This window comes from Candidatus Hydrogenedentota bacterium (assembly GCA_018005585.1).
Classification (GTDB): domain Bacteria; phylum Hydrogenedentota; class Hydrogenedentia; order Hydrogenedentales; family JAGMZX01; genus JAGMZX01.
Genome location: JAGMZX010000022.1, coordinates 1 through 21,142, shown reverse-complemented (window position 1 = coordinate 21,142; position 21,142 = coordinate 1). Strand labels below are relative to the sequence as shown.

Genomic DNA, 21,142 nt, shown 5'->3' with positions numbered 1-21,142 from the left:
AAAACACCCTCATGTTCACCGCCCGCTCAAGATGGCCTGCACAACGAGCTGCAAATCGCGCGCGTCCGCGCCGCCGGAGCGGTCCACATCAGCGGCGGCGCTGGTGGCCTCGCCGAGCAGTACGTTGATAACAACCTGCAGGTCCGAAGCATTCACGGCACCCGAGCCGTCAACGTCGTACGGGCTCACCACCGGGCCGAGGCGGTCCGAGACGAGCGGGAAGGTCACATCAAAACGGCCGAAGTAATCCGGCTCTTCGGGGTGCCAACACGAGGCGCCGCCGCCCCACAACTGGCCGATGAACACTTGTGCCTCCGTAAGCAGCAATGGACTCCCGGATGAGCCCGGTTCCGTGGTGCCCTCGTTCCACAGCACTTCGTGGAAGCGCGTCCGGGGTTGCATCGGCGCGCCGCCGAGCGAGGGGCTGCCGCTGTCGCTGAGCGCGCCGAAGGAGATGCGCTTATAGTCGCCGCTCGGGTGATGCACACACGTGACGCCAGTTCCCAAAGAGGGCGCTTCGCTGGTCAAGCCAAGATAAATCAGACCGGCGGGCGGCGCGTTACGCAGGCGCAGCAGCGAAAAATCCGTTCCGGTTTCGGACGAACTGCTGATGAGATAGTCGGCGCCGCCCGTAGTGCGCGGCACGGTCTTCGGGTCCGGCGCACTGCCGCCGCAGACCGGGCGCTGATAAAGCCAGTACACTTCCAGGGAGTTCGCCCCGGATGGCGAACCTACGCAATGATGAGCCGTCATCAGAAATGGCGTTTGCGTGGCCGGGTCCCCGTCGGCGACCAGGCTGCCCGTACACCAAAGATAACCCGCGTTGCCGATGGTGCCGAGCCCACCGACGCCAAGCGCGATATTGGCCCAATCGCCGTAGCAGGCCACGTCCAGATTACACGCGCCCGCGGCCTTGCTCCAGGGAAGTTCGCCGAATCCCTTATAAATATGGATGATCCGGTCGATCTCAAGCGACGTATCCGCCGGATTCGCGCCCGGCGGCAGCACGCACGGCACCACCGCTCGGTCTGAAAAACAGGTCGGCGTCCAGAAGTCGTTGCACGGGTCGAACGGACCGTAGCACTCGTCTTGAGCGTCCGGATTGAACAGGTACACTAGCGCCGAATCAGGAGCATCGAAGCGCGCGATGTGCACGCGCATGCCGATAGCGCCGGGAGATGCGATCACCCGGCTGCAGATGGATTCGCCACTTGGCAGAGCCGCCCAAGCATCCTCCCCCACTTGGGCGCGCGATGGAACCGGCAGGTCGCGGAAGACCCCGAAACGGACGGGCGCTTTGGGGGCGGCAGCCTCGGCGGCGGCGTCTTCGCGGCGCACCGGCTCAAGGTCGAGCGGCGGCAGCGTGACGTGCGCCTGCGGCGCCCGCTCGCGTACCGGCGCAGGAGCGGGCCTCTCCTCGCGGAGCAACGGCAGGCCCGGCTGGACCTCCGCGGGCCAGTAAAAAGGCGGGGCGTCCCAGGTTTTTGCCAAGACGCCAATCCTGGCGAGGTCTTCGAGGCCCAGAAGCGCGCCTGAGGCGTCCAGATATGCGTCGAAGGGCGCGCCGCCCTCGCGCGGCGCAATCCGGAACCCATATACCAGGGCGCCATCGTTTGCAGTCTCTTCCCAGGCCGTCAAGAGACGGAATTCGTCCAGAGGGAATCCTGCTCCGGCCAGGCGTGATTCAGAAACCGCGTCCAGGACCGGCTCGCCGCAGGACGCGCAATCCTCCTCCGCATAGCCGTGAGGTAACAGGACTAGTCCAAGAACCATCAGGGCCGGAATGATGCATCTTTGGGGAAGATTCCGCATAAGTCCTTTGCTGCCAGGAAGCTGCGGTAATAATACACCTGCACCTGCGTCGCGTTTCCGTCTTGACTCTTCCCCAAGTGTACTTGATGACCCCGTTTCCGGCCAAGTAGTGGGGCCGCAGTCCGGCTGCACCCCCCCTGCGTCGTCCCTTTCGTCCAGAGGGTCTATCACAACGGCGTTGCGCCAGGCGGGAAACCCTGCTTCGGGTGCGGGCTGGGCTGTTGCGCGGCCACATGAGCAAGCAGGGCGCAATTGCGGCAGGACGGGTTCGGTTCGCACCAGTCTTCGTGCATTTGGAGCAGACCCTGCTGCATACGGAAGGTCATCTTGAGGGCGACGCTGCCGTCCAGGATGCGCGGCAGCATGACTCGCATGATCCGGTTCTCCGGTTCGCGCGGCAAGGCGGCGAAAAAGGCGAAAACCTGTTCCTCCCGCAGCCGGTCCCGGTCGCGGCGGGCCCGGGCCAGCGCCGCGGGCACGAACACATTGCCGATGATGCCGCGGACGCGGTCCGCGCCGATCGGCGCAATCGGCCGAGTCATCGGCGCGCCCGTCCACGTGCAGTGCTGCGCCCAGAAGCCCATCGGGCCTGGAAACAGCGCCTCGAATGCCCGCCGCCGCGCCACATGGGACATATCCTGCCGCCAGACCTTCTCCAGGTTGTCGATCAGTCCGTCCTGCGCAGTGCGCGCAACCAGCCGCGCGGCCCCGGCAAGGCGGCGTTCCGGGTAGTTATTCGGCCGGACGCCCGTGCGCCGCCACACGAGGGGCAGCGCGCGCAGGCCGGCGAGGCGCTCCCGGCGCAGCGTGCTGAGCCGCGCGTGATGGGGCGATTCCGTGCCTCCCGGGGGCGCCGACTCAGGAAACAGTCCGCCGACCTGGAAGAGTGCCGTTTCCAGCACAAGAGGGTCCTGCTGCGCCAACTGGCGCGCGCGGTCGTAAGGGAGGTGGCGCGCGATAGTGCGGAAGTGCTGCTTGAACGGGCCGTAGCCGCACGCGGCCAGAAGCGATTCATAAACCGCCTGCGCTTCGCCCTGCTGGTCCATGCGCTCGCGTAGCGCCCGGGCCTTGTAGAGGATGCGCCAGTCGCCCGCGAGGTTGAGGAAATGTTCGAGCGCGGCGGTGTCGCGCCAGACCGCAAGCGCCGCGCAGGCACCTTGCGCCGCGGGAACATCGTAGGGATACGCGTCCGTCACCACGGTCTCGGCGAGGCGCTCAAGCGACGCATCGACATAATCGGCCAGCAGAAACGTGGGCAGCGGCTTTCCCTGCGACGTGTGCGGCGGCGATTCCGGCGGCGTCCGTTCAAAGACCACGTGCACCAACACGTGGTCATAGCGCGGGTCCAGGTGATGCCCGTGGGCCTCCCAGCCGTTGTGCTGCAAATGGATTTCCACGTCGCCCGTGCGCAGCCGGCCCGCTATCTCAAGTTGCGCGTTCTTGAAGTCCGGCCCTTCCCCATGATTCCACCACCCGGGCGACAGCACGCGCAACGGGCGGCCGTCGTCCAAGCGCAGCCCGTCCTCCGGGAAGAGATGGTCATACCAGACGCACTGCAGCACGCGCTCCAGCCCCGAAACGCGCTCTTCCGCCGCCGCGTGGAATCGCAGCGACCGCAACGAACCGTATTCTTCGGAAAAGGCGTTTCCGGCGGACTGCGGCGCCTGCGTAGCGGTCACGTCCGCGAAGGATTCGCCTTCTTTTCCCGGAACAACCACGGATGACAAGCCCGGAACCCACAACCTTCCAGAAATACACCGGAACCTAGCCTACCGTTCCCGCCGGCCCATTGCAACATCACGGCAAGTACTCCCCCGTGGCGCGGGCGTCTCACCCATACTCAAGCAAACATGACGACCTGAACGGACACGGACGAGACGCCCGTGCTACGGGTTTGGGCAAGACCCGTCCTCTCCCTCTAAACACACTCTAAACACACGTGATACCCGCCCATGTTGTACAACTGGACCACGCGCAGGAGTTCGATAATCTCGATGCGCCAGTTCTGCGGCGCGCAGTCGGCGCTGTGTGTGCCCGTGCAGGTCAAGCCGCCGCCCACCGCGGCCCCCCGCACCCGCGGGCAACACGACAGCCTCGCATCGAAACACGCCCCGCCCACGAAATCGGGATGGAACAGCAGCGCTTTGTCCCCCGCGTCGATCACCGGGCTGCCGGGTAGGGGATGTAGGTGAGGTCCGGACTTGCCGGACCGCCTCCGTCGTCAATCGAAAGGGATATAAGCGGCAGCAAGGGCGTGTCAAGCGAACCCAGGAGGTCCGTTGGCGCGTAACCTGTGCCTCCTTCAGCCTCGCCGATGAGATTATGACCGAGGCTCACGAAAGCGCCCGCTATCTCTGCCCCGCGCTCGCCCGTCATCGCAGTGTTTCCGGCAATGATTGTGTTTCCCACCCGGCAAATCGCGCTGCCTGCGGCATCAATTGCAGGGCCGCCGCCATAGCCTCCGCGGCTCAATGCGGCCGCGTTCGCAGTAATCGTGCTGTTCAGTACTGCAATGTCGCCTCCCGCCGCGAAAATGGCCCCTCCAGAGTCTCCCGCGCTGTTGTTTCTCAGGTAGTAGCCTTTTCCGAAGGTACAATTGAGGATACGGGCAGTCCCAGACTCGACATGGACCACCCCGCCGTAGAGCGACACCGAATTGGCGGACGAGGAGCAGCCGGTCATCTGCAAGTATCCCCCCCTGCAAGGTACAGGCACGTCGCGATCGAGGACTCGCTCGCTCGGGCCAATCCCCGACGCGGGTTCTCCAAGCCGCTTGCAGAGGCGTGGAAGGATGAGTATAAACTCGAAACCGGCATAGACCAGGAAAGAGGAGAACAAAGCCAGATGGAATACGTGCGGCTGGGCAGGACGGGTGTGCTGGTGTCGGAATTGGCGCTGGGGACGATGACGTTCGGGAATGAGGCGGACGAGGCGGCGTCGCGGGCGCTGATGGACCGCGCGCTCGACGCCGGCATCAATTTCTTCGACACGGCCACGAACTACAACAAGGGCGTTACGGAAGAGATCGTGGGCCGGTGGATCGGCCCGCACCGGCACGAACTGATCCTCGCGACGAAGGTCTATTTTCCTACGGGCGGAGGCAGGAACGACGAGGGCCTGTCGCGGCGCAACCTGCTGCGGGCGGTCGAGAAAAGCCTGCGCCGGCTGCAGACGGATTACGTCGATCTGTTGTATCTGCATCATTGGGACGAGAACGCGGCCATCGAGCAGACGCTGGGAGCGGCGCACACGCTGGTCGAACAGGGCAAGGTCATGTATATCGCCGTGTCGAATTTCGCGGCGTGGCAGACGATGAAGGCCCTGGCCGTAGCGGAGGCGCGAGGATATCCTCCGGTCGTAGCGGCGCAACCGATGTACAGCCTGCTGAAGCGGCAGGCGGAAGTGGAGATTCTTCCGCTTGCGGCCTATGCGGGGCTGGCGATTGTGCCGTATAACGCGATTGGCGCGGGGATGCTGACGGGCAAATACCTGCGCGGCGAGGCGGGACGCTTGACGGAGGTGGAAATGTACCGCCAGCGCTACGGCAACCCGGTATACGTCGAGGTTACGAAACGGTTCATCGCCTATGCCGCGGAGCGCGGGCGTTCCCCAGCCGCGCTGGCCGTGGCGTGGGTCATGAGCCATCCGCTGGTCACATCGACGATCGTGGGCGCGCGCAACCTCGAACAATTCAACGAGACGCTCCGTTGTCTCGAACTGCGCCTGACGCCCGAGGAGCGGGCGGCGGTCGCTGCGCTGTCGATCGACCCGCCGCTCGCGACGGACCGCGAAACCATGGACGCAATGCGCAAGCGCGGCTGGTAACGGCGAGAAAGCGAGCCGCAATCCAGAGAGACCCGGACGTGCTTCACGTCTCCTTGTCGTAAGGCCAGGCGGCGATGCCGCCATCGAGGACGCGCACGCGTTGGAAGCCCGCGGCCTTCAGGATCAAGGCGGCCTCGTACCCGCGCAGCGATACCTTGCAGAACGTGACAATCTCCTTGTCTTTGCTGAGTTCGCCGTGCCGCGCGCGCAGCGCGCCGAGGGGAATGTTGACGCTGCGCGGCAGGCGCATTTCCCGAAACTCGCCGGGGCTGCGCGCGTCGAGCAGGATGAAATCGTCGCCGAGGTCGAGCTTCTCCTTCACCTCGGCCGCGCTGACGCCCTGGAATACACCGTCGAGCTTGTTCCGCGCCACGTCCGCGGCGGTGATGATGTTGTCCATCGCGGGCGAGAACGGCGGCGCGTAGCACAGGTCCGTCTTGGCAAGCTGGTCGACGGTCATGCCCGCTGTGATGGCCATCGCCGCCACATCAATGCGCTTGTCGCCGGCGCCCGGGCCAACGGCCTGCGCGCCAATCAGTTTCCGGGTCATCTTTTCGACGACGAGCTTGAGGATAATCGGCTTGGCCGCGGGCATGTAGTGCGGCTTGTCTGGTCCGGGCGCGATAACGGAGACCACATCGCGACCCCCGGTCTGCGCTTGCGCCATGCTGAGTCCCGTGCGCGCCACACAAAAGTCAAAGACCTTGCAGACCGCGCTGCCCAGCACGCCCGGGAACGTGTCTGCCGCGCCGCAGATGTTGTTCGCCACGACGCGGCCCTGTTTGTTCGCCGTGGAACCGAGCGGCGCGAGACACGGCTTGCCCGTGAGCAGGTTCGTGTTCTCGACGCAATCACCCGCGGCGTAGATGTGCGGGTCGCTCGTGCGCATCTGCGCGTCCACGGTAATGCCGCCGAGCGCGCCTACCGTAAGCCCCGCGGCCTTCGCGAGTTCCGCGTTGGGCCGCACGCCCACCGCCACAATAACCAGGCCGGCCGGGTACTCGCCTTCGTTGGTCACGACACCCGTGACTCGGCCCTCGCCCTGCAGACGCATCACGCGCGCGCCGGTGAGCACGCGTACCCCCTTCGCGGCCATGTGCTGCTCGACGAGCTTCGCCATGTCCCAGTCGAGCATGGCAAGCACTTGCGGCAGCATCTCGACCAGCGTTACGCGGCATCCGCGCTCGACAAGCGCTTCGGCCATCTCGACGCCGATGAGGCCGCCGCCGATGATGACCGCTTCGCGCCCGGCCCCGGAGCCCAGCAACGCCTTGATTCGTTCCGCGTCGTTCAGGTGGTGCACGGGCGTGACGTTTTCGAGGTCCATGCCGGGCAGCGGCGGCGCCACCGGGCGCGCCCCCGTGGCAAGAACGAGCGTGTCGTAGCCGACCCAGGTCTCCTCCTGCGTGTTCAGGTCGCGCACGCGCACGCGGCGCTGTTCACGGTCTATCGCGACGGCTTCGGTGCGGCTGCGGATGGCAATGTTCTTGACCTTCGCGAAGAAACCCGCGTCGCGCACGACGCCCGCGGGCGTGCTCAAGAGAGCCTTCTGCTCAGGGACAAGGTCCATCACGTAATAAGGAAGCCCGCACCCCGCGTACGAGAAGTGCGCGCCTTTTTCGATTACCGTTACCTGCGCGGCGGGGTCAAGCCGCGCCACGCGCGAGGCCGCCTTCGTGCCCGCCGCAACGCCGCCAATCACGACGATGCTCCTGCTGCTTCTCATGCCGAGATTCTCCCGTTGAACAAAACTCTCCATGAGGGTCATACAAAATACACCGGCGAAGCGGAAATTCCAAGGAAGCATTCGTTCTCGCATCCGGTTTTGCGGGCACGGCAGCGATTAGTACAATGGTTGCGCTGGTGCGATGTGAACGCCGATGTCACGAAACACGAACGAATGAAAGCTGAGGAGGTGCTCATGAGAAACGCGTTGCTGCTGTTGGCCCTGGCAGGTTTCGCGGCGTCCGGATGCGCGGAGGAACAAGCGGCGTCCGGATGCGCGAAGGATCAAGCGGAGTCCGCCCCTGTGGCGCCTGTGGCGTGCGTAAAGGAACCGGTGGACCTCTTCAATGGCAAGGACTTCACGGGTTGGAAATTGTTCCTCCCCGACCCCAATGCCGACCCGGCGGCCGTCTGGTCCGTGCAGGACGGCGTCATCCGTTGCACAGGCAGTCCCGCGGGCTACATGCGCACGGAAACGAAATACGCCAATTACCGGCTGCGCGTGCAATGGCGCTGGCCGGGCGCAGGCGGTAACAACGGCGTGCTGCTGCATATCCAGGACCAGGACGAAGTCTGGCCGAAATCCATCGAAGCGCAACTCATGTCAGGCAACGCGGGCGATTTCTGGGTCATCGGCGGCACGGAGTTCAAGGAGCACAAGGGCCAGATCGACCGCCGCGTGCCGAAGAAGGAAACGGCGACAGAAAAACCGCTGGGCGAGTGGAACGAATACATGATCGAATGCCGGGGAGACCGGATTCTGGTGTACGTAAATGGCATATTGCAGAACGTCGCCACGGAATGCACGGTAACGGACGGCTACATCGGCCTGCAGAGCGAAGGCACGCCCATCGAGTTCCGCATGGTGCGCCTCGAGCCGCTCGAATAGCCTTACGCGGGCAGGGACAGTTTCAGGCCGCGGCCGGTAATCACCGACGCATCGACAACGGGCGGCGCCCCGTCTTCGGGCAGCACGATCTTCATCGGCGTGGCCTGGATCACGTCGCGCTGCACGTCGATGCCCCGCATGACACGGAATAATTCCATGCCCCGTTCGGTCAGGCGGAACGCGCCCACGTGCGTGATGTAGAAGACCTTCTGGCCGCGTTTGAGCGCTTCCACGCCGCTGAAGGTGATCTCGTCCACGCGTTCCATAAACTTCACAGGCCCCGGTTTTTCGACGCGGATGCCGCCGTCGGCAATGGCGAACTTCGCGTTGGCCATCCATGCGCCTACAAAGAAAATATGCTGCGCGCACGTCGTGATGTCGATGAAGCCGCCCGGACCGACGTAATTGATCGCGCCTTCGCCGCGTTTCGACACATTCACATTGCCGTCGGCGTCTACCTGCAGGAACCCGAGCACGGTCGCGTCCAGATGCCGGTACATGCGCCGGAACGCTTCCGCCGACGACACCACCTCCGTCGGGTTAATGCCCGCGCCGAAGAAGATGCCCGGCGCGGCTACGCCGCCGAATACGCCGCTTTCCGTGAAGCCCGTCATGTCTTTGAACAGGCCGCTGTCGTACAGCAGGCGCGACACTTCTTCCGGCATGCCCACGCCAAAATTGACGAGGCAGCCCTTGCGCAGGCGCTCTTCGAACACGACCGCAGCAAGGCGCGCCACGGCCGCGTCAACTTCCGAGCGCAGCGGCGTCACGCCGACGAGCCGGTTGACGTAGCGCACGCGCTCAATCGCTTCGTCCAGCGACAGATTGCTCTCCGTGGTCAGGAACTTCAGCGGGCGCCGATGGTACTTCGAGCCGGTTTGCTCCGTTCTCCGATAATGGACGACGGCGTCAACCTCGTCCGCGCGCAGGAACACCTCGTCGTAACCCTCCTTGACGATCTTGCCTACATTCGCAATCACGATGCCGCCGTTGCTCTTTGCCGCCCGCGCCATCTCGCGGCTCTCGCCGATCATGGCCGCGCGTTTCACGTACAGGTTGCCCTTGCGGTCCGCGGCCGGCACATTGAACACCGCCACGTCGAGTTTCGGGCACGTGTACCGCAGCTTCCCGTCTTCCACTTGAACGTACTGCGGACCCGTGTTCATGACCCGCGAACCCGGGCCGACGCGCGGGTCGATGAACGTGCCACAGCCCGTGTCCGTCAACAGCGATTCCGCGCCATCCGCCATCGCCGCTATCAGCAGGATAAACGTGCCCTGCGGGATGCACTGCAATTCCAGCTTGCCCTGGTCCGCCAGACGCAGGAGGGACTTGAACGTCTCCGTGTGCCCCGTGAAGAGGCGCGTGCAGAGCCCGTCCAGCCCCAGTTCCTCCGGCGTGCCCGGCACGCGCCCGCGCCCGCCGAAACCGCCGGGACACAAGAGCGTCAGCCCGCGCGGATGCCCCGTTTCCTGAAACACCTCGCGCATGGCCCAATACATGATCGACGCGCGCATGTTTGCGCCCAGGCCCGTCAGGCCCACCACCGCGCCGTCGCGAATAAGCTTCACCGCGTCGCGCGGCCCCATGAAACGCGGGTTGCCCGGCACCGTGTACCTATAGTGCGTGTTCCGCCAGTCCCACGTGACCCGCCACTTGATAAAATCGTAGATCGTCTTCGTCTTCGTGAAGATATTCATGAACTACAGTCCCTGCTTCGGCTTCGGCGACGCAGTGTATCACGCGACGATCCCCGCTTCCACCCCATTCCGGCATTATTCCAGCTGAGCCTCGCACCGGCGCGTCCAACCGCTGGAACGGCGGGCAGGGGTATGCTGGCCACTGCCCGGGGCGATGACGGAGGGCGAATTGGAGGCCCCGCTGTCCGCGCCGCCATCGGTCCTGCCGGGCGCGCGCACCAGAGGTCCCCTCGCAGGGAACCACGCCCGTCCCCTTGGTTGCGATTGTGCGGCGCGCCCTTATGGCAGAGCCCATCCTGTCTGCACTACCTCGAACATCGTCCAACCGCCTCCCTTGGCTGGGACGCGTCCTCACGTGAATGCTACCGCCCAAACAAGACACCGTCACGCCTGCATCCGGTCTCGCAATTTCATCCCGTACGGTCCATCATTTAGAATGCCGTCACCGTCCTGAAATGCGCAATGTTTCAGCGGGATAAGTCAAGAAAAGGCAATGCATGGCTCCTGTAACGTCGCGACACGCCATCATCATCGGCGCGGGTCCTGCGGGCATCACCGCGGCCTATGAACTCGCCACGCGCACGGACATCGTTCCGGTAGTTCTGGAACGCAGCGGCTATGTCGGCGGTCTGGCGCGCACGCACGAATTTCAGGGCAATCGCATCGACATGGGCGGGCACCGGTTCTTTTCAAAATCCGATCGCGTGCTCGACTGGTGGTTCAACATTCTGCCGCTGCAGCGTTGCGACGCGAATGCGATCACCCTGCGCTACCAGAATCGGTCGCGCCACGTGCAGGGGGCGCGCGATGGCCCGGATCCCGATATCGAAGACCGCGTCATGCTGCTGCGCGGGCGCAAATCGAGCATCCTGTTCGACCGCAAGCTGTTCCCCTATCCGCTGCGATTGACGCCCTCCGTCTTGCGCAAACTCGGCCTGCAGCGGATGGCGCGTATCGGCCTCAGCTACCTGCGCCGGGCCATTTCGCCCGTTCGGCCTGTCGAAAACCTGGAACACTTCCTCATCAACCGCTTCGGCGACGCCCTGTATCACACTTTCTTCGAGTCGTACACGGAAAAGGTGTGGGGCATGCCGTGCCACGCCATCAGCGCCGAATGGGGCGCGCAACGCATCAAGGACCTGTCCGTCGCGAAGGCGCTGGGCCACTGGTTGCGCGGCCAACTCCGGCTGGCGCGGCACGACGCAGCGCAAACGAGCACGTCGCTGGCAGAGAATTTCCTGTATCCGAAGTTCGGTCCGGGACAACTCTGGGAAGAAGCGGCACAGCGTGTGAAGGAACGCGGCGGGGTGCTGCTCCATCACCGGCGCGTCACCGGGCTCGCCCTTGCCGGTAATCGCATTACGGAGGTGCGCGCGGTAAATCTGCAAACGGGAGAGACCGAACGCTTCACGCCCGACTTCGTGTTTTCGTCCATGCCGGTGTCCGAAGTAGTCGCGGGACTCGACCCCGCGCCGCCGGACGCGGTGCGCGAAGTGGCGCAGGGCCTGTGTTACCGGGACTTCATCACCGTGGGCATGTGCGTACGGGAACTGCGCCTTCACGAAGGCGCTGCGAAAGGCCCGCTGACGGACAGCTGGCTCTATGTCCAGGAACCAGACGTGAAACTGGGGCGACTGCAGATCTACAACAACTGGAGCCGCTATATGGTAGCGCGGCCGGACCATTACTGGCTGGGCCTCGAGTATTTCTGCACCCGGGACGACGCGGTCTGGCGCCTCTCCGACGAAGCGATACTCGATCTGGCGTCCAAGGAATTGGCGCGGCTCGGCGCGGTCGTGCCGGGAGATGTGCTGGACGGTGTCGTGGTCCGCGTCGAAAAGGCCTATCCCGCCTATTGGGGCGCGTATAACCGATTTGACGAAATTCGCGCATGTCTGGACCCCGTCGAGAACCTGTTCCTGGTCGGCCGCAACGGCATGCACAAATACAACAATCAGGATCACTCGATGCTCACGGCAATGAAAGCCGTAGACAACATCATCGCGGGCCAAACGGACAAGGCGAACGTCTGGAACGTCAACACGGAAGGAGAGTATCTCGAAGAACTGGGCGAAGGCGATTGATCGCGGCGCGCTCGTTACCGCAGCAGCATTTCATACGCCCGAATAGTCTCCCGGACCATCCGTTCGACCCCAAACTGTTCGATTGCCAGGTTTCTTCCCCGGGCGGCCATGGCGCGCGCCTTGTCGCGGTATCGCAGACTCATCACGATCGCGTCGGCCAGCGCCTCCGGGTCGCGGCAAGGCACGAGGTAGCCCGTCTCGCCTGGCAGCACCATCTCCGCGGCCCCGCCCGCCATCGTCGCGACCACGGGCGTGCCGCCCGCCAGCGCCTCCAGGACCGACGTGCCCAGCCCTTCGGACCAGCTCGACGACACGTACACATCCGCGGCCCGGATAATCCGCGGCGCGTCTGAGCGATGCCCCAGGAGCGTGACACACTCCTCCAGCCCAAGGTTCGTGATGCGTCTCTCCAATTCCCGGCGCAACTTGCCGTCGCCCGCGATAAGCAGCCGTGTTCCCGGGAAATCGTGCCGTACCGCGGGCATCGCGTCAACCAGATTGGCGTGGTCCTTGTGTCCAACGAGCGCCCCCGCGGTGACGAGCAACGGCGCGGCTTCCGGGACACCCAGTTCGAGTCGCGACAACGGCGGCGCCTCAGCCCGTGACAGGTCAACCGCGCTGTGCACGACCGCGCGCAACCGCGCCGGAACACCGTATGCCGCCAGCACCTCATCGACCTTGCGGGACACCGAAAGAAACAGGTCCGGCGCTCGGTACTTCCAGCGATTGAGCGGTCCGCGGCGCGGCGTGAAATCCACGCGCCGCGACACCACGACTTTGCCGCGTCCCGCCCAATTCCGCGCCATACAGGCGACAGCATGAGCGTGGCTTGTATGCGCATGCACAATATCCACGGACCGCTCGCGGATGATACGCGCCAGACGCCGCGCAGACCACACGTCCCATTCACCGCGCACTGGGAGCTCTATCCGCTCGGCGGTAATTCCTCCATGGTCGGATTGCAGAAACGCGCTTTTCGGCTTTCCGGCCAGGATCACGCCGTGGCCGGACGCGGCAAGTCCCTGCACAAGCCAGCTGACCTGCTGCTCGCCGCCGCGCCAGTCCATCTGCTCATCCAAGTGCGCGACAATCACGACGGTCTTCCCCTGCGTTCGCGGTGAACCGATATTGCCCGGTGATAGGCCTCGACCGTACGCGCCGCGAACACCTCGATTGTGAACTCGCGCAAGACACGCTGCCGGCCCGCCGCGCCCATGCGCTTCCGGTCCGCATCCGACTTGAACAGGCGCCGCAAGGCATCCGCAAGCGGCGTCACCGTGCCCGCTGGCACGATGTAGCCCTCAACCCCGTCCGTGAGGATTTCCGTCAGGCCGCCATAATCCGAGGCAATCACGGGAATCTCCGCGGCCATCTGCTCCTTCAGGCTGAACGACGACGTGTCACAGTCGATGGACGGCTGCGCGCCCACGTCAAAGGCCTGCACGCACGCGGCCATATCTTCGCGGAAACCCGCCCACTGCACGATATCCGCGATACCCAGGCCGTCCGCCAGCGCGCGCAGCGGCTGCTCCAGGTCGCCCTGCCCCAGCACGAGCACGCGGACGTGCGGCGCGCTTGTCCGAATCGCGGCGACGGCCTTGAAAAGAAACTCGTGCCCTTTGGCAGGAACCAGCCGCGCCGCTATGCCGCACACAAAGTCCTGCTCCCCATAGCCGAATGCGGCCCGCATTTGGCTGCGGAGTCCCGGGTCGGGCCGGAACTGCGCGGCATCGACCCCGTTGTGTATTGAGCACATGCGGTCCGCGTCAAACGCCCGCTGGGCGGCCAGGTTCCGCCGCACGACATCGCAGACGACAATCTGGTAGTCGGTCCAGTCGTGGTTGAGCACGCGGTTGGGCAGGTGGTCTTTCACCGGATAGGTGTTATGCCGGGTCCGGACCAGGCAGACAGGCCTCCCCATGAGGCGGTTCGCGAGGGCGCAGACCCAGTGGTCCTGAGAACCGCTTGCGTGGATCACATCAGGCGATGCGGCACGAATATAGGACTTCACCTGCCAGATATCGCGCGCCCAGGCCCGGGGTCTCAGCCCGCCCTTGAACGCGAACCGGTCATAAGGCTCCGCGCCCGCTTCCGCGGCGCGCGCCACCAGCACGCTGCCGCCTTTGCACCCGATAGTAACGCGATAACCAAGCCGGCGCAGTTCCCGCGCCAGATTCGAAACGTAACGGACCTGACCACCACCCGCCAAGTGCGGATCCGTCATCAATATATGGAGTGATTCCCCGCGCACAGGCTCATTGTAAGCCCGGTTCCGCGGCACCGCCGGATAGGCTCTCGGGTTCACCCCTGTCCCTCGGGCGCCCGCCCGGCGTCCTCCGCGGCGCCGTCCGCCGACGGTGCTTGCGCGGCAGCGCTTCTCTCCGACTCGGGCGCCGCCTGCAAAAGCGCATTCACGCGGTCATTCGCGGAATCCAGAAGGGCCATGGCGTCGGTCAATTCCTGGTCGACCTTCTCGAAATCATCAGACCGTACCAGGGTCACTTTTTCTTTCTTGGACATAGCCTACCCTATATCAGCCTTGTGCCGTCATGCTTGCGGTGCACGGCCACAGTTGCATCAGAACGGAATCTCCGGGCCTTCCGTGACTTTCTGAACAAAGCGAGCCAGAACCTCGCGGCGCATGTCCGGCGTGATGACCCGTTTCACTCCTTCCAGCGACTCCCATGCCTCCGTGTCCTGCAGAGCCTTTATCGCCGTCGCTTCGGCCAGACTAAAGTCGTCGCGCGCGGCGCGTTTCGCAATCCGGACCACTGCGGCCAGCTTGGGGTCTTTGGCGTTTCTCAAAGGCCGGTCCGGGTCCGGGTACTGATACCACAACGCGTCGGCAAGTCCCTGCGGCAGGTTCCAGCGCCGCGCCAGCGCCATGGCCACATCGGCGTTTGTGAATCCGAACTCCTCCTGTTCGACCGTGTACAGGGCCTGCTGATCGTTCTTGTATTCATCGTAGATACGGGCGTAGCCCTTGCCCAACTGGCAAAGCAGCACCATCTTGCCGATGTCGTGAAGCAACCCGGTAATGAATTCTTCTCCTTGTAAGCCCAGGCCCATCTCCGCGCCCAGGCTCTTGGCAATCGCGGCTACGCGCAGGGAATGCGACCAGATTTCCTGTCCCGTGCGCACGTCGTCGCTTTTGGAGCGCAGCGTCTCGAATACGCTTATGCCCAGGACAATGTTGCGAATCTCGCGCACCCCCAGAATCACGAGCGCCAGCTTCAGCGTCCCCACATATTGTTTCATCCCGTAATACGAGGAATTGGCCACGCGCAGGATCTTCGCCGTCAGCGCCGGGTCGGCCTGAACGGTCCGGCCCACCTGCGCCAGTTCCGAGGCAGGGTCTTCCGTCATGCGCAGGACCTCGGAAACCACCGCCGGCATCGCCGGAAGGTCGCCTACTGACGCTATTACTCGTTCCAATGCCTCTTCTGCATGCATTATTACGCCTTCCCTGCGTCCCTGATGGGACGCGACTATCTGCAACACCTGCCACGACCGGTCCCCTTCCCGCCATGCCTCAATGCCATCTGCCCGGCGAACGCGCCACCGGCCGGTCCTCGTGCTAGCGTGTAAGCAGCACGGGACACGGCGCATGGCGGACGGTGTAGTTCGTCGTGCTGCCAAGGACGAGTTCGCGCACCTTGCTGTGCCCGTACGCGCCCATAATCAGGAGGTCAGCCTTGAACGTCTTGGCGTACGCCACGATTTCCTCGCGCGGATCGCCGCCACGGTGTTCCCAGGCCGCCTCTACGGAGTGAGCCAGCAAGTACTGGCGCGCTTCCGCGGCGGAATCCGCGCACGTTTCATCGCCCACTACCAACACGTGCAAAGCCGCTCTCCATGCAGCGGACAATTCCGCCGCCACTTTCAGGGCGCGGTCCGCGTGCGGGCTGCCGTCGTAGGCCGCCAGAAGTCTCTCGCTGCCCAGCCGGTCCGTACCGGTGACGAGAACGGGCTGGCGAGAGCGCCGCACGACTGCCTCGGTAGTCGAACCCAGCACGCCTTCGAGCCAGGGACTGTGTTCTCCGCCCTTGCCCATCACCACGACGTCCGCGAGGCCGCTGCGTTCCACAATCTCACGCGGCACGATGCCCGTGGATTGCGCCACCTCGCAGGGCACGCCCGCTTCCGCGCACATCCGCTCGAATGCATCAAGGGCAGCGCGACCCCGCTCTTCCAGCAGCAGCGCAATGTTGCCCTGGTAGTTCACGTAAGGCGCCGTCCCGAGCGAGGCCGACAAATCGCGCAGAAAAGGCCCCTCGAGCAATTTCACGTCGACCACGTGCAGTCCGCATACCGTGGCCCCGCACCTCAGCGCCAGGGCAATCGCATAGCGAACGCCCACCGCAGCGGCATCACTGCCATCCGTAGGCACGAGGATACGCTTGATCATGTCCCGCCCTCTGCCAGTCTCGCGAACGCGCGCAGCAGCGCGATACCCGCTTCCTGGCTCTTTTCCGGATGAAACTGGACCGCAAACACGTTGTCACGCCCGACGATGGCCGGGAAGCTTACGCCATGCTCCGCGGTCGCCAGCACCAGCCGCGCGTCTGAAGGTTGCGCATAGTAGCTGTGGACAAAGTATGCGTAAGGCGCATCGCCATTCGGAAGCAACGGACAGTCCTGTCCGGTCCGCGTCACGCGGTTCCAGCCCATGTGCGGTACCTTCAGACCGGCCCGGCGCAGGTCCGGAAAACGGACGACGCGGCCCGGGAAAATACCCAAGCCGCGCGAGCCTTCGCCTTCCTCGCTGGATTCGAACAGCAATTGCAGCCCCACGCAGATACCGAGAAAGGGCCGCCCGCTGTTAGCGGCCTCGGTTACCGGCCCAACCAATCCGCGCGACGCCAGACCATCATAGCAGTCCTTGAACGCGCCGACGCCGGGCAGCACGACGGCGTCCGCCGCCGCGATCCGCACCGGATTATCCGTGACAACGGCATGCGCGCCGGCCTTCTCCAAACCCTTTTGCGCACTGCGCAGGTTGCCCAGGCCATAGTCAACAATCGCGATCACGCTTCCAAGGTCCCTTTCGTCGAAGGAATGCCCGCTATCCGCGGGTCGATGCGCACGGCCTCGCGCATGGCGCGCGCGAACGCCTTGAACAGCGCTTCGATGCAATGGTGCACGTTCTTCCCGTGCCGCAACAGCAGGTGCAGCGTCACCTTGCTGTGTGTCGCGAATGCCCGGAAGAATTCCTCCGTCAATTCCACGTCGAATTCACCTACCTGCGGCTTTGCAAAGGCCGCTTCGAATGCCAGGAACGGCCGGCCGCAGAAATCCACCGCCGCTTCCGCCAGCGCATCATCCATCGGCACGACCGCGTGGCCAAAGCGCGACAATCCCGCCGGCGTGCCTACTGCGGCGTGAAATGCCTTGCCCAGACAGATGCCTATGTCTTCAACCGTGTGGTGCGCATCCGTTTCGAGGTCGCCTTTGGCGGACACCGTCACGTCAAACAGTCCGTGCCGCGCGATATGCGTCAACATGTGATCGAGGAAACCGACACCCGTGCGCACCTCGGCCTTGCCTTCGCCGTCAAGCTTCAGCACAACGGTGATCGTCGTCTCCGCCGTGCTGCGCGATATGTTTGCCTGCCTCATTCTCGAATCGTCCCACTGGTTAGCGGCCCATAGTCAGCCGTTCCGCCAGAAACGGCGGCAATCCCGCCTCGATAACTCGCGCGTACGCGCGTTCAACCGGATAACTTACGCGTCCCTGCTCGTATTCATTCTTCTCCGTATCCAACAAACCGAAGGCCGCTCTCGGGTCGCCGTCCCGCGGTTGTCCCACGGAACCCGGATTTATGAAAAAGGCCTTTTCGCCGGTCAAGAAGAATTTGCCCTCGTCGTCCACTGTGTAAACGCCGTCCGCCGAGAATATCCCGGGCGTATGCGTATGCCCAAACAAACATAAGCGGCTTCCGCTCTCCTCCAAGAACGGCAAATGGGCGCTGATATCTTCCCAGCCGAACAGATACATGTCCCGGTCGCCGGGCGCGCCATGGACCGCCATGAAATGCTCGGTCCGTATCTGTCCCGGCAAGCCCTGCAACCAAGCCAGATTCTCCTCGGAAAGCTGTTCTCGGGTCCACAATGCGGCAGCCAGCGCCACCGGATTGAAGCCCCACGGCTCCTCCAGCAGGCATGCCACTGCGTCATGATTTCCCATAATGGTGGGGATTTTCCGTTCCCGCACCAGATTGGCGCACTCATTCGGATTGGCGTTGTAGCCTACCACGTCGCCGAGGCAGACTATCTGGTCCACGCCCAGTACATCGATCCGTTCCAGGACAGCCTCGAACGCCTCCAGATTCGCGTGGATGTCTGAAATGATCGCGTACCTCAAACGAAACACCTCCTCGGCAAAAGCACAGAGGCTCTTGTCGCCCAGAATAGACCGGGATTCGCGCACACCACCTCCCCGCTCAGCGCCGCCGCATCCAAGTTCGTGCTACCCGGTGAAGACTCGCCAATCAGGGCCTTTCGTGACGCTATTCTGCCTGTAAACTCCGTACAGTTTCAAATGTTTCAGAGACGGCTCTTTCTGCCCTCGCAGGGGCGAATCCCGACACGCTTGCGCTACACAAAAGGCATGCTTTACGATGTTGCGCGGGTAACGAGGCCGTTTCCCGCGGGGTGCTAATCATGAGCAAGTTCATTTCCTGGTATTGGGATGGGATATTAGGCAAATTCCTCGGGCTCATCCAGCAATGGTTTTTCAAAGGACAACCGCTGGACCCGCCCTGGCCACTGGTCCTGAAAATCCTGCTCTCGATTGTCATCCTTTTCGTCATTTACGAACTGTACCTCTACTTTCTGCGTATCGTGCGCAAACGCAAGTTGCGCGATGCCGTCGTGCTCGATGGCACCACCGCTTCCCCTCTGGGTCCGCAAGACTCCAGGTTTGTGCAGTCAATTGAAGCCACGAAGGACCTCGAAGGCACGATCGAACCTCTGAAACGCGCCAAGCGTTATGACCGTCTCGGCGAGATCTATGCTTCGTTGAACCGGCCTCGAGAGGCCGCCCGCTGGTTTCGCAAGGCCGGCGACAAGCGGCGCGCCGCAATGGAATGGGCCAAGGCCGGCAAGACGCTCAAGGCCGCGCGCATGCTCCTGCGCGCGGGCGATTACGCCACCGCCGCGCGTTTCTTCGCGGAAAAGGGCAAAGACATGGCCGCCGCGAAAGCATATGCCAGACTGGGCGACTTGCCCGGCGCCGCATCCGCCTATGCAAAAGCGGGCCGCTACCCGCAGGCCGCCGCGATGTTCAAGAACTATTTCGCCCAGACGCGCGACGGGGGCGACCTTCAGGTCAAAGCCGCCGACCAGTGTTACGCCCTGCTGAGCGAGACAGCAGGCAAGGACAAACTCCCCGAGGCAGACAGGCGCGCGCTCGCGGAGGCCGTGGCAACCCGTTTTGAGGCCGCGCAGCGCTTTGACCTTGCCGCCCGCCTCTTTATGGCCGCCGGCGATTTCAATCGTGCGGGCGACGTCTTCTTGCACATGGGCCGCCTCGAGGACGCCGCGCGCTGCAAGAAGCAAGCAGGCAAAGAACGCGAGGCCGTGCTCATCGGCGCGCGCTACTACGAATCGAAGCAACTCTGGAAGGAAGCCGGCATGGCTTACCGCGGCGGCCAGGAATGGCGAAAGGCGGGCGATTGCTTCTCGAAGGCGCTCGACCCCGTCAGCGCCGCCGAGTGTTACGAAAGAGCAGGCGAGTTTTTTGGCGCCGGCTTTGCTCTCGTGCATGCGGACAAATGGGACAGCGCCATCGCGATGTTCCAGAACGTGAAAGAAGACCATCAGCACTTCAATGAGTCCCGCGCCCTGCTCGGCCGGTGCTTCTACGAACTCCACGACTATGCCCACTGCACCGCAACCCTCGAAAACCACCTCATGGGCGAACGAGTCCGCACCGGAAACATCGAGTATTTCTGGATGCTCGCGCTGGCCTATGAACAGCTTGGCGAACTCGAAAAATCCAGGCAGGTCCTGCTCAAGATCCAGAGCGTGAACGTCGGGTATCGCGATGTCAAGACGCGGCTGTCCAGTATCGAGTCTCGCATTTCGATGGGACACGGCCTTGGTCGCACCGCCTTCCCCGCCGGCAGCGCAATGGGAACGGAGCACGCTTCCGGACCGGACGACGCCACGCAAATCATGACCATGGTCGCCAACGCCATCGGCGCGCGCTACCGTATTGAAAAGGAACTGGGACGCGGCGGCATGGGTGTCGTCTACCTCGCGCGCGACACCCAGCTCGACCGGCCAGTCGCGCTCAAGTTCCTGGGCACACTGCTCGATGGCTCGGACGAATACCGGATGCGCTTCCTGCGCGAGGCGCGCACCGCAGCCAAGGTCTCGCACCCGAACATCGTAAGTATCTACGACATCTGCGACAGCGCAGGCCGCGCCTATATTGCCATGGAATATATAGAGGGAATGGATCTTCACAGGTACACGCGGCAGAAGCAGCATATCCCGCCCCGGGAGGCTATCAACATCATCGGCCAGGTATGTTCCGCGCTGCAGGCCGTCCACGACGCCGGTATCGTCCACCGCGACATCAAGCCGGACAATATCGTGATTGCCCGCGGCGGCCTCGTGAAACTAATGGACTTCGGCCTCGCCAAGGGCACCGGCATGCGCCTCACCAGCCCGAATATGGTCATGGGCACGCCGTGCTACATGTCGCCTGAGCAGTGCCGCGGCGAAGAAGTGGACGCCCGGACCGACCTCTACGCCCTCGGTCTTGTCCTGCATGAGATCTTGACCGGACAGACCTACTTCTTGGACGGCGACGTGCTGAGTCGCCAGCAGACCGAAAACCCGCCGCGTCCGGGCGAACTGGTCGAGGGCATCCCGGAACTGCTCGACCAGGTCGTCCTGAAATGCGTCGCGAAAGCGCCCGCCGAGCGATTCCAGACCGCCCGCGAACTCGCGGCCAACCTGCGTCAGGTCAAGTTCGCCTAGCGGCTGTCCCGAGGCCCCGCATGACGAGCGAGGTCGCGCGTTCGATGTGAAAACACCCTTGCAAGGACCAAGCCGGCTTTGCCTGCATTTCACAGGGGCGAGGCACGTCTCGCCCCT

General features: G+C 63.8%; 18 protein-coding genes. 4 read left to right on the top strand and 14 right to left on the bottom strand.

Features of this window, described 5'->3' with window-relative positions; translation table 11 throughout:
- Nucleotides 1-15: 15 nt before the first annotated feature.
- From KA184_05745 to KA184_05730, 4 genes are all read right to left on the bottom strand, one after another.
- The gene (locus tag KA184_05745) at nt 16-1,812 is read right to left on the bottom strand and encodes a trypsin-like peptidase domain-containing protein (GenBank protein MBP8129065.1); all 1,797 of its coding nucleotides are present in this window, start codon (nt 1,810-1,812) and stop codon (nt 16-18) included.
- A gap of 167 nt (nt 1,813-1,979) precedes the next feature.
- On the bottom strand, nt 1,980-3,530 hold the full coding sequence (locus KA184_05740; protein ID MBP8129064.1) for a DUF2851 family protein: 1,551 nt from the start codon (nt 3,528-3,530) through the stop codon (nt 1,980-1,982).
- Nucleotides 3,531-3,730: 200 nt separating this feature from the next.
- The gene (locus KA184_05735) at nt 3,731-3,976 is read right to left on the bottom strand and encodes a hypothetical protein (protein MBP8129063.1); all 246 of its coding nucleotides are present in this window, start codon (nt 3,974-3,976) and stop codon (nt 3,731-3,733) included.
- A complete protein-coding gene (locus KA184_05730) occupies nt 3,973-4,494 on the bottom strand; it encodes a hypothetical protein (protein ID MBP8129062.1) in 522 nt (173 codons plus the stop codon). Before KA184_05730 ends, KA184_05735 begins: the two co-directional genes overlap by 4 nt.
- Nucleotides 4,495-4,656: 162 nt before the next feature.
- Here KA184_05730 and KA184_05725 point away from each other — a divergent pair, with 162 nt between their 5' ends.
- Nucleotides 4,657-5,637: an aldo/keto reductase gene (locus KA184_05725; protein MBP8129061.1), complete on the top strand. Its 981-nt coding sequence runs from the start codon at nt 4,657-4,659 to the stop codon at nt 5,635-5,637.
- A gap of 43 nt (nt 5,638-5,680) precedes the next feature.
- Here KA184_05725 and KA184_05720 read toward each other — a convergent pair whose 3' ends face one another.
- Complete coding sequence (locus tag KA184_05720) at nt 5,681-7,363, bottom strand: FAD-dependent oxidoreductase (GenBank protein MBP8129060.1); 1,683 nt, start codon at nt 7,361-7,363, stop codon at nt 5,681-5,683.
- Nucleotides 7,364-7,558: 195 nt separating this feature from the next.
- On the opposite strand from KA184_05720, the gene KA184_05715 reads away from it, so the two are divergent.
- Nucleotides 7,559-8,251 carry a DUF1080 domain-containing protein gene (locus KA184_05715; GenBank protein MBP8129059.1) on the top strand — a complete coding sequence of 231 codons (693 nt, stop codon included), beginning with the start codon at nt 7,559-7,561 and terminating at the stop codon, nt 8,249-8,251.
- A 2-nt stretch (nt 8,252-8,253) separates the two neighbouring features.
- Here the strand turns inward: KA184_05715 and KA184_05710 are convergent, their stop codons facing one another.
- Nucleotides 8,254-9,951 (bottom strand): hypothetical protein, encoded by a 1,698-nt coding sequence (locus KA184_05710; GenBank protein ID MBP8129058.1) that lies wholly within the window; start codon nt 9,949-9,951, stop codon nt 8,254-8,256.
- A 497-nt stretch (nt 9,952-10,448) separates the two neighbouring features.
- Between KA184_05710 and KA184_05705 the strand changes: the two genes are divergently transcribed.
- The gene (locus KA184_05705; GenBank protein MBP8129057.1) at nt 10,449-12,035 is read left to right on the top strand and encodes an NAD(P)/FAD-dependent oxidoreductase; all 1,587 of its coding nucleotides are present in this window, start codon (nt 10,449-10,451) and stop codon (nt 12,033-12,035) included.
- A gap of 14 nt (nt 12,036-12,049) precedes the next feature.
- Here the strand turns inward: KA184_05705 and KA184_05700 are convergent, their stop codons facing one another.
- The 8 genes from KA184_05700 to KA184_05665 all read right to left on the bottom strand — a co-directional run bounded on the left by KA184_05700 (nt 12,050) and on the right by KA184_05665 (nt 18,398).
- A complete protein-coding gene (locus KA184_05700; GenBank protein ID MBP8129056.1) occupies nt 12,050-13,129 on the bottom strand; it encodes a glycosyltransferase in 1,080 nt (359 codons plus the stop codon).
- Nucleotides 13,126-14,259 carry a glycosyltransferase family 4 protein gene (locus KA184_05695; protein MBP8129055.1) on the bottom strand — a complete coding sequence of 378 codons (1,134 nt, stop codon included), beginning with the start codon at nt 14,257-14,259 and terminating at the stop codon, nt 13,126-13,128. The genes KA184_05700 and KA184_05695 overlap by 4 nt, the downstream gene beginning before the upstream one ends.
- 77 nt (nt 14,260-14,336) lie before the next feature.
- Entirely contained in the window at nt 14,337-14,555 is a 219-nt protein-coding gene (locus KA184_05690) for a hypothetical protein (protein ID MBP8129054.1), read from the bottom strand.
- A 57-nt stretch (nt 14,556-14,612) separates the two neighbouring features.
- On the bottom strand, nt 14,613-15,488 hold the full coding sequence (locus tag KA184_05685) for an HDOD domain-containing protein (protein ID MBP8129053.1): 876 nt from the start codon (nt 15,486-15,488) through the stop codon (nt 14,613-14,615).
- A 124-nt stretch (nt 15,489-15,612) separates the two neighbouring features.
- The gene (locus tag KA184_05680) at nt 15,613-16,443 is read right to left on the bottom strand and encodes a universal stress protein (protein MBP8129052.1); all 831 of its coding nucleotides are present in this window, start codon (nt 16,441-16,443) and stop codon (nt 15,613-15,615) included.
- Entirely contained in the window at nt 16,440-17,066 is a 627-nt protein-coding gene (gene hisH / locus KA184_05675) for an imidazole glycerol phosphate synthase subunit HisH (protein ID MBP8129051.1), read from the bottom strand. The genes KA184_05680 and hisH overlap by 4 nt, the downstream gene beginning before the upstream one ends.
- The gene (hisB, locus tag KA184_05670) at nt 17,063-17,653 is read right to left on the bottom strand and encodes an imidazoleglycerol-phosphate dehydratase HisB (GenBank protein ID MBP8129050.1); all 591 of its coding nucleotides are present in this window, start codon (nt 17,651-17,653) and stop codon (nt 17,063-17,065) included. Before hisB ends, hisH begins: the two co-directional genes overlap by 4 nt.
- Before the next feature lie 19 nt (nt 17,654-17,672).
- The gene (locus KA184_05665) at nt 17,673-18,398 is read right to left on the bottom strand and encodes a metallophosphoesterase family protein (GenBank protein MBP8129049.1); all 726 of its coding nucleotides are present in this window, start codon (nt 18,396-18,398) and stop codon (nt 17,673-17,675) included.
- Between the two features lie 299 nt (nt 18,399-18,697).
- Between KA184_05665 and KA184_05660 the strand changes: the two genes are divergently transcribed.
- The gene (locus KA184_05660) at nt 18,698-21,025 is read left to right on the top strand and encodes a protein kinase (protein MBP8129048.1); all 2,328 of its coding nucleotides are present in this window, start codon (nt 18,698-18,700) and stop codon (nt 21,023-21,025) included.
- Nucleotides 21,026-21,142: the final 117 nt, after the last annotated feature.